This is a genomic window from Pseudovibrio sp. W74, assembly GCF_001623085.1.
In the GTDB taxonomy this organism is placed as follows: Bacteria; Pseudomonadota; Alphaproteobacteria; order Rhizobiales; family Stappiaceae; genus Pseudovibrio.
The window spans coordinates 55,742-63,466 of record NZ_LMCJ01000013.1 but is presented as its reverse complement, the minus strand read 5'-3'; the positions used below and the strand labels follow the sequence as shown (position 1 = coordinate 63,466).

Annotated in this window: 7 protein-coding genes; 2 read left to right on the top strand and 5 right to left on the bottom strand. The window is 52.0% G+C overall.

Annotation, left to right across the window (positions count from 1 at the left end; translation table 11 throughout):
• Positions 1 to 199: 199 nt before the first annotated feature.
• The 3 genes from PsW74_RS09225 to PsW74_RS09215 are packed head-to-tail and all read right to left on the bottom strand — an operon-like array spanning position 200 to position 2,202.
• Positions 200 to 820, bottom strand: coding sequence for a DUF6338 family protein (locus PsW74_RS09225; RefSeq protein WP_063286703.1), 621 nt, complete (start codon positions 818 to 820; stop codon positions 200 to 202).
• 15 nt (positions 821 to 835) lie between these two features.
• On the bottom strand, positions 836 to 1,783 hold the full coding sequence (locus PsW74_RS09220) for a caspase family protein (protein ID WP_063286702.1): 948 nt from the start codon (positions 1,781 to 1,783) through the stop codon (positions 836 to 838).
• Between the two features lie 8 nt (positions 1,784 to 1,791).
• The gene (locus PsW74_RS09215; RefSeq protein ID WP_063286701.1) at positions 1,792 to 2,202 is read right to left on the bottom strand and encodes a TIR domain-containing protein; all 411 of its coding nucleotides are present in this window, start codon (positions 2,200 to 2,202) and stop codon (positions 1,792 to 1,794) included.
• 1,133 nt (positions 2,203 to 3,335) lie between these two features.
• Here PsW74_RS09215 and bamE point away from each other — a divergent pair.
• Together bamE and PsW74_RS09205 are read left to right on the top strand one after the other, a co-directional pair.
• Positions 3,336 to 3,725, top strand: a complete 390-nt coding sequence (bamE, locus tag PsW74_RS09210; protein WP_244271719.1) for an outer membrane protein assembly factor BamE — start codon at positions 3,336 to 3,338, stop codon at positions 3,723 to 3,725.
• Between the two features lie 160 nt (positions 3,726 to 3,885).
• The gene (locus tag PsW74_RS09205) at positions 3,886 to 4,458 is read left to right on the top strand and encodes a DUF134 domain-containing protein (protein WP_208987913.1); all 573 of its coding nucleotides are present in this window, start codon (positions 3,886 to 3,888) and stop codon (positions 4,456 to 4,458) included.
• A gap of 198 nt (positions 4,459 to 4,656) precedes the next feature.
• Here the strand turns inward: PsW74_RS09205 and pheT are convergent, their stop codons facing one another.
• Entirely contained in the window at positions 4,657 to 7,080 is a 2,424-nt protein-coding gene (gene pheT / locus PsW74_RS09200) for a phenylalanine--tRNA ligase subunit beta (RefSeq protein ID WP_063286699.1), read from the bottom strand.
• Positions 7,081 to 7,108: 28 nt separating this feature from the next.
• A partial coding sequence (gene pheS, locus PsW74_RS29665) for a phenylalanine--tRNA ligase subunit alpha (protein WP_244277853.1) occupies positions 7,109 to 7,725 on the bottom strand: 617 nt, incomplete at its 5' end.

Here is a 7,725-nt window from a genome sequence, read left to right as displayed (position 1 = left end):
GGGGGGGGGCGATAAAGTTTACTTCTTTGTGCCTTTAGGAGAGCCGATTCCACTACTAAATGAAGGCGGTTTACCTCCTCCTTTCGAGGACTTCGGAGCATTATATCCTTTCGAAACAGAGGTCTCAACCGCTGCTCCTGCCTGAGACCTTCTACTGTTTTGAACTACACTTCTTCCTGAGACACGACTTCCGCTTTTTTTACTGCTGGTCATTTTCTAAATCCCTATCCTGCGCAATTTCAACTGCAATAATTTGATCTTCTTTAATCCAGACCCCCCTAATCTCGTCCGCCTCCCCCAACTTTGCAAAATCATTTCCTCTAAGCTCTTCAATAAAGATATCTCTTCGGCTCAAATCGTTAGATGCATTGGAGCGATATCCAAATCTACCGTGCAACACACCAAGGTCAACGGTATGCACAGTCAACCAGACGTCCCCAGTTAGAGTACCAAAAGCTGTGTCCCAGCCCGTAGGATGAGGCGTCACTGGATTGAGCCCCAGAAAGTTTCTGCATTGTTTAGCCCATTTCCACTGAGTTAAACCACCAAGTGTCACACCAACAATTATTGGCCCCCAGAAGACCAAAATAGATAAACTAAACCAGTTGTAAGCATCTACGATAATAAATATTGGTCCGGAAAAAGAATAATAGACACTCGACGTGACAACGAACTCCATTGCAAATGTAGACAGATTAGAAACTCGGCCAGTCACGTACCGGCTTCGGCAAAATACTATTATAAAACCCGGAGACAGAACGGCAATTCCCAATAGAGCTGACGCTAGATTTAGTTCCTTTAGAATATCAGGCAGGTTCATGTTGATCCATAACTGCTATAGTCGGCCTTCTTTCACCAGCCGCCAATACTGACATCCCATTGCAGTTAAGCGGCATGTTTTTCGCTCAGTTGCCGCATAATACATATGATCAGTCCCTACAGGCTCAACCAGGCCAACACCGTGAAACTTTTGAAGTATTTTTAATACCCCTACATTCTCCTCAATTGCCGTATCTTCAGTAAATTCAAATGTTGGATTGAGTTGGAGATGAGAGTTAGCCTCCTCAAAATACTCCGTTAGTTTTCGCATTGTTGTTACAGGAATTTTGGGCGGGATTTCACGGATAGTTGCGAAGGTCGAAACGTTAGTCTTGAAAATTGGCCTTTGATCCCACGCGCCTAACGCCTCATCAACATACGCATAAAGTGAACCTGGAGTAATGTTGCCACGTAAATCAGCAGCCCCACCTTGGAGGGCATCAATTAGCAAAGAAGTAAAAACCCCCTCACCATCCTTCTCAATCGCAGTCTCATCATGGGCGCTTGCCATTAGGATCGACAGTCCCTCACTGATACTAGTAACATTCCCACCATCTAGATCGGGTTTACCGAAAGCCCCTGCGTGGCAGCAATCAAGAATAATGACTTTATTCTTAGCTTTGGAGGAGTTTGCAATCCTTAAGACCTCCTCCATAGATACCCCCTCTTCATACTCTGCAACATCGGAAGTAACCAAATATCCTCCCCGGCTCTCCATGTAGCCATGCCCTGAGAAGTAAAATAGTGCCATTTCGGGGGCACCCCGAAACAGATCTGTAACCGCAGCTCTCAGAATAGGTCGCGTGACATCATCAGCAGTAGATTTCACTGTCTTTACGGAGAAATTGCGGGTCCCATCACCATTGTATTCCAATGTTGTCGTAACCGCTTCCGCATCTTTTACGCATCCTTCTAACTCATTGTCTGGATAATCGTTTATCCCTACCACCAATGCTTTCTTCATCGAAACACTTACCTATTTTTCCCCTCGGACATAACTTGATCAATTGCACTAGAGATCTTGTTCCAGTCCCAAGCAATTGTCCTATTTCTCGCTAGTCCCTCTGGTAAGTTACTTGTTGAGTTTGCACCATCGACGTACACTCCGAACACAGGAACATTTTTGCTTTTGGCCATTTTGATTTCTTTAGCAACGCCATAAGCACTCGCCATTGTCTGGCCACTCAAGACAATTAACATATTACATTTGCTTATCTTTTCACCGACTATACGCTCCCATTGGGCTTGCGGCATAGCTTCTTTTGCAGACCAATCTTCAATTGCAAATGGTGTTCGTGAGTTTCTCGCCTGCCCAACAAATAACGTCTTTTCAACAGTGTCATGATCAAAATCAAAACTAATAAATGCTCTTGGATTTGCCATGTTTTACTTCCAATATCTGACGAACTAAACCTTAGCTTGTCTATTTTTATAATGCCTATCAATAATAGTAGCAAAAGCTAAAACCGGCTAGTTCTAACTGCTACAAATCGGCTCAGATTATGCATTGATCTCTTAGCCTCACACGATGCGAATGCTACTATCTGCTGTTAAAAATGCAGATGATAGATGGCCCTAACCTCCGAAACCCCAAGCAATGAGCAATCTTAAATTTTACTGGCTCATTGACTAAAAAAGACATGTGCCCTGCATGTCTGCTAGTGAATTTCCCATTATAAATTGCGGTTTCTAGTTTATGTTGGGCCGTTTTAGAATGCAGGCTAGCCTCCCCACAGACGTCATCCCGCATTTGATGCGGGATCTAGGGCCGAGGCAGCGAGCCTGTCAAATCAACTCCAGATACTACTCCTGCTATGTCAGCGTTCGTCACGTCAGGCCACGACATCATGACACATGCAGTTTGTTATGAGGGGTGATTTCCAGCTGGGTCCCGCATCAAGTGCGGGATGACGAGATGGAGGTGTGCGGGATGATGAGACGGGGGGTGTGGCGTGACAGGAGGGAGGTGTGTGGAATGACGGTGGAGGGAGAGGTGGTTTGAAGCTGGTTGAGTGTGCGGGGATAAGTTGGATTTTGGGTGGTGTGGTTGGTGCACTGTATGAGGCGAAGGGCTGTTGCACTTATTCCCCTTTTTTGCCGTAGATTTCGGGTTTAGCGGTGCGCTCAGGTTCGTTGATCTCCCGAATTTCATAGGAACGCAGAAAAACGCAAAGTTGCGCATAGCAACGCAAAATGATGTTTGCCGGGTTATGCCCGTTGGTGCACGTGGGCGTGTGGTGGTTTCTTCCACATGAAGTGTGCAGGCTTTTTTGCCGGCTTTGGTGTTTGGTGTGCACTAAGGCGCCCTCTAGCGCTTTGATTTAATTTCGTAATTCCCTCTTTCTATTGCCCCCTGACAGTTCTTACACGAGTCTTATCTCAGGTTTACAGGGCTGCGCTCTGGCGGCACGCTCGGCTAAGAGAACGAAGTTCTATTCCCAGTTAAGAAGAACTCGCTGTGCGTTGCATTTACGGAGCAACGCAAACCAACGCAAAGGGGCATAGATTTGCGAATTGTGCACGTTATCCTCGCTCTGGGGCTTGGGCTGGTTGTGGCTGGCTGCGCTTCTGTTGGCAATGAGAGCCTTCGGCATTTGACGCGTGAAGGGCTGGAAAGCCAGCTGGAGAACGGCAAGACAACCAAGGAAGATGTGCGCGTTGCGTTGGGCGATCCGAACACCACTGATTTTACCGATAGTGGCAATGAGATTTGGAAATACAGGCATGTACGGACGCAGGCGAAGGTTGAGAACTTCATTCCTGTGGTTGATTTGCTTGCCAGCGGGCAGGATGTGACGACCAAGGAAGTGGCCCTGTTTTTTGATCAGGACGGTTTGCTGAGGAACTACTCCATGATTGAGGTGGAGGACGAGGTTCGCACCGGACTTATCACCGCGAACATGTAGCATAGAATTTTATTGGGTTGGCGCGCTCGGGGTGGAAGCTTCGGGCGGTTTTGCTGTTTATGCCCCTGTGTGCTGCTGGTTATGCCCGTTGTGGTGCGGTGAGTTTATGAGCATATGTTCTTTTCCTAGCTTGTCAGAGACTGATGAGAGGCGCAGTATAATGAACATATGCTCACTAGAGCTGGCCGCGTTCTCTTTTCCTCACGCCCCTGCTCTAGATTTATGTTGCTGTGCGTCTCCCCTGCCTAAATCACTGATGGTTCTTATGGGAGAGGCTGTGAAAGGAGTGTTTGTTATGCCACGTCCAAGAAAACCACGCCGAATTCATGGAACCGCAGGAGTGCGCTTTTTCAAGCCGCAGGGCGTGCCGCTGCGCACGCTTCAGGCCGCGGTTTTATCGCAGGACGGGATGGAGGCGTTGCGTCTGGCCGATGCGGAAGGGCTGGAACATACGGCTGCTGCTGATCTGATGGGGATTTCGCGGCCTACGTTCTCCCGCCTGGTCTCCCACGCCCGCACGGTGGTTGCGACGGCGCTGACGGAGGGGCTTGCGCTGAAGATTGAGGGCGGCGCCGTTGCAGCCGATGGCTCCTGCCTGCCCGAAGCGGAGTTGAGCGACGAGGACTGCCAGCGTATGCAGCGGCGCCGGCGGCGCGGGTTCTGCGGGCGAGCGAGCGTGATCTCTGAGCCTGTGCAGCTGGATGAGGCGGACGGGCGCGAGGGGGCGGTTTAGGCTGACGCTGGGTGGTTTGGGTTTCTGGGCTGGGTTCTGGGGCTGGGCTGTGCTTGACGGGCTGGATATCCCCGTGGGCGGGTGAGGTTATGCCCCCGCTGGCGGGTCGAATTTCGCCGATTTCGCATTAAAAAACGCGGATTCCGAAATTTTCCGGAATCCGCGTTTTTGTGTTTCGTCAGCGCTGTTCAGCGGGAGTTATCCGCGCAGGGTACCGCCGGTAGCCTTTTGAACGGACGCAACAATTTTGTTTGAGACCGCCTCGATATCCTCATCGGTGAGGGTCTTCTTGGTCGGCTGCAGGGTTACATCGATCGCGAGGGAGCGCTGGCCTTCCGGCACGCCCTGCCCTTCGTAGATATCGAAGAGATTCACGTTTGTGATCAACGCCTTATCCGCACCTTTGGCAGCTTTCAGGAGCTTCTCAACCGGGATAGAGCTGTCTACCAGGAACGCAAAGTCCCGTTTTACCGGCATAAGATCCGCAGCATTCAGCGCACCCTTGGATTTGGTCGCTTTCTTCTTCGGCTGAGGAACAGCGTCGATGAAGACTTCGAACGCCACGAGCGGGCCTTCAATGTCTAATGCTTCCAAGGTCTTAGGGTGGATCTCACCGAAGTACGCCAGGGTGTTTTTCGGGCCCATTTTGAGGGCGCCGGAGCGGCCTGGGTGGTAGTAATCCGGAGCGTCGGTGAAGACCATCAGGTTGTTTACCTGTGCACCAATGGATTGCAGTACTGCACCAGCATCAGCCTTCGCTTCGAAAACATCAATGTTTTCAGCGTTTCCGGACCAGTGGCGACCAGAACCGGTTGGTTTGGCGGTACCACGGCGGATGCCGGCGATGACCATCTTCTGGCCTTTTTCGCTATCGTTTTCAAAGACTTGACCGACTTCGAACAAGGCGACGTCGGCGTAGCCGCGGTCTGCGTTGCGCTGTGCTGCGGTGAGCAGGCCAGGCAGCAGAGACGGACGCATGTCGGACATGTCTGCGGAGATCGGATTTGCCAATGATAGCAATGAGTTACCACCGCCGAAGTGCTCTGCGTGGGCTTTTGGAATGAAGGACCACAGAACGGCCTCGTCCATGCCGCGTGTTGCGAGTGCGCGGCGGGCATTAGAGCGGCGGATCTGGCTAACAGTCAGAACCTTCTGGGAGATTGGCTCCATGCGCGGTAGGGTAGCAGTTGGCACTTTGTCGATGCCGACAATGCGCATAACCTCTTCTACCAAATCAGCTTTCCCAAAGATGTCCGGACGCCAGCTTGGGGGAGAAACCTTGACCACATCGCCGTTGCCAGCGACCCAGAAGCCGAGCAGGGAGAGGATAGCTTTGATCTCACTGTGGGATACTTCCAGACCGGAGAGGCGTCTGACTTCGCTGAGTGGGAAGTCGATGATGCGCTCTTCCTGTGGCACTTCTCCTACAACGTGCGCGTCGGATGCTTCGCCGCCGCCACACAGGTCCATGACCAATTTCGTTGCAGTTTCAAGGCCTTCTACCATATACGCCGGGTCTACACCACGCTCAAAACGGTAGCGGGCGTCGGTAGATACTCCCAGTTTACGGCCTGTACGGGCGATGTTGAGCGGATCCCAGAGAGCGCTTTCAATCACCACGTTTGTGGTATTTTCGTCGCAACCTGTTGATTCTACACCCATAATTCCGCCGAGGGACTCCAGACCGTTGTCGTCAGCAATGACAACGACGTTCTCATCGACGGCATAAGTTTTTCCGTCGAGGCCAACAAGCTCTTCGCCAGCCTTACCGTGACGGACGGTCAGGTTGCCGGAAACCTTATCTGCATCAAAGACATGCAGCGGGCGGCCCTGATCGAAAGTCATGTAGTTGGTGATGTCCACGAGGGCATTAATCGGGCGCAGACCGATAGCAACCAGACGCTTCTGCATCCATTTAGGAGACGGGCCGTTTTTGATACCACGGACCACACGATAGCCGAATGCAGGGCAGTGTTCCGGGCTATCCCCTAGATCCAAAAGGATTTTTAGGTCGTTTGCGTTGCTATGTGCGTTGATTTGCGTTTTTTGCGGGGTTTTTAGCGTTCCTAAGCCGGAAGCAGCCAAATCACGCGCAATTCCGAACACACTTGCGCAGTCGGAGCGGTTTGGAGTCAGGCCGATTTCGATGACCGGATCGTCCAGACCAGCATATGCAACAAACGGGGTGCCGACTGGCGCGTCTTCTGGCAGGTCGATGACGCCGTCGTGTTCGTCGGATAACTCCAGCTCGCGCTCGGAGGCCATCATGCCGTGGCTTTCCACGTCGCGGATTTTACCAACGGACAATGTGACGTCCAGACCGGGGATGTAATCGCCCGGTTTTGCGAACACGCCAATCAGGCCTTTGCGGGCGTTTGGTGCGCCGCAGACAACCTGCAGGGGCTCACCTTCGCCGGTGTCCACTTTCAGCACGCGAAGACGGTCCGCATTCGGATGCTGCTCGGCTTCCAGAACGCGGGCGATTTTGAATGTGCCAAGGCGATCAGCTGGATTGGAGATTTCTTCCACTTCCAGCCCGATCAACGTCAGGCGCTCTACAATTTCATCAAGGCTTGCATCGGTCTCAAGATGGTCCTTGAGCCAGGAAAGGGTGAATTTCATTTTATTAGCTCTTTACGTTTGGACCAAATTACTTGGAAAGACCGGAGACCAGCGCTGGCATATCCAGCGGGCGGAAGCCGTAATGCTTGAGCCAGCGGACGTCTGCATCAAAGAAGGCGCGCAGATCGTTCATGCCGTATTTCAGCATGGCCAGACGGTCGATGCCGATGCCCCATGCAAAGCCCTGGTACACATCCGGGTCGAGACCACAGTTGCGCAGAACGTTGGAGTGCACCATGCCGCAGCCGAGGATTTCCATCCAGTCGTTGCCGGTACCGATTTTCACTTCAGCGCCGGAGCGGTCGCACTTCACGTCCACTTCCATGGATGGCTCGGTGAACGGGAAGAAGCTTGGGCGGAAGCGCAGCTCTACATCATCCACTTCGAAGAACGCTTTGAGGAACTCTTCCAATGTGCCTTTCAGGTGGCCGATATGCGTGGTCTTGTCGATCACGAGGCCTTCCAGCTGGTGGAACATTGGGGTGTGGGTCTGGTCGCTGTCACAGCGGTATGTGCGGCCCGGCATGATCAGGCGCAGCGGTGGCTCCTGAGATTTCATCGCGCGGATCTGCACTGGAGATGTGTGCGTGCGCAGCAACATGCGCTCGCCGTCTTCCTTCTCGTTGAAGAAGAAGGTGTCGTGCA